The 1,435-nt window shown below is 72.5% G+C and carries 1 protein-coding gene; it reads right to left on the bottom strand.

Features of this window, described 5'->3' with window-relative positions:
* On the bottom strand, positions 1 to 1,384 hold a 1,384-nt coding region (locus tag ACIA77_RS52430), incomplete at its 3' end, for an AAA family ATPase (protein ID WP_395893751.1).
* Positions 1,385 to 1,435 lie beyond the last annotated feature (51 nt).

Here is a 1,435-nt window from a genome sequence, read left to right on the forward strand (position 1 = left end):
GGGCGAGCGCGAGGGCGAGGCTCCCGTCAGGGCTGCCCGTCGTGTCGATGGCGAAGGAGCCGGGCCAGGGGTCGAACTCGTGCGCCATCGCCGTGGCGACTTCCGGGCCGGCGTCGGAATACGAGCCCGTGCGGGTGGCGAGTCGTTGTTCGCGCACCGCATCCGGTGCGGTGCACCGCAAGGCGATCAGCCGGGTGCTGGTGGCCGCGGCCACTGCGGCGATCTTCGCCCGTTGATCCGCTGAGGTCCAGGACGCGTCGAGCACCACGCTTTCACCCACGGGCGCCAGCTCCGCCGACCGCCGGGCGAGTTCGTCGTACGTCCGGGCGGTCCACTCCGGCGTGTAGATCCCGTGCCGGTACCCAGCGGGACGGTGTTCGTCGGGACTGATGCCGGCGAGCTCCTTGCGCACCCGGTCGCTCTGCAGCAGGCTCGCGCCGAGGGCGTCGGCCAGCGCACCGGCCACTGTGGACTTTCCCGAGGCGGGAAGGCCGCCCACCAGGACGATCCGGACCTCGCCGGCTTCGAGGTGCTGCCGGGTCAGCTCCGCGTACTCGCGGGCGAGTTCGGCGGCGGCGGGATCGCCCTGTGCGTGGCGCAGACAGGCGACCTTGGCCCGGACGAATGCGCGGTAGGCCAGGTAGTGGTGGCGCAGGGCCGCGGGAGCGGCGTCGCCGGAGAACTCCGCGTATCGCGCGAGCAGCTCGGTGGCGAGCTCCGGCGCGCCGAGCCGGTCGAGGTCCATGGCGAGGAACGCCACGTCGTCGAGGCCGTCGACGTGGCGGAGGTGGTCGTCGAACTCGAGGCAGTCCAGCACGCGTGGGCCGTCGTCGAGGCAGAAGACGTCGTCGGCGATGAGGTCGCCGTGCCCGTCGAGCACGCGGTGCTGGGCGATCCGGCGGCTGAACAGCGGTTCCCGGCCGCCCATGAACTCTTCCACGCGGCGTTCGATCTCGGCGGCGACGGCGGTGTCCACCACCACGCCGTGGAACGGCCGCACCTGGGCGAAGCTCGCCCGCCAGCGCGCCAGGACCGCGTCGCGGGTGCCGTCTGCCGCGATCAGCAGGCTCCGGTCGGCCGCGGCGTGGAAGACGGCGAGCTCCCGGGCGAGCGTGCGAACCGCCGGCAGGAGCGGTTCACCGCGGCGCACGAGCGTGGAGAGCCGGCGTTCGTCGGGCATGCGGCGCATCACGACCAGGTGGTCGCGGCCTTCGGGTCCGTCGACCTCCGCGACGCCGAGGTAGACGTCGGGGGAGAGCCGCCGGTTCAGCTCGACTTCCCGCCGGCACACCCGTTCGCGCGTCGCAGGCGAGGTGAAGTCGAGGAACCCGAGGTCGACCGGCTTCTTCAGTTTGTACGCACGGTCACCGACCAGGAAGACCACACCGCTGTGCGTTTCCCGGACCGCTGCCCACGGTGTCGTGTCGGCCATGGG

Source organism: Amycolatopsis sp. NPDC051903, from assembly GCF_044452505.1.
GTDB lineage: Bacteria > Actinomycetota > Actinomycetes > Mycobacteriales > Pseudonocardiaceae > Amycolatopsis.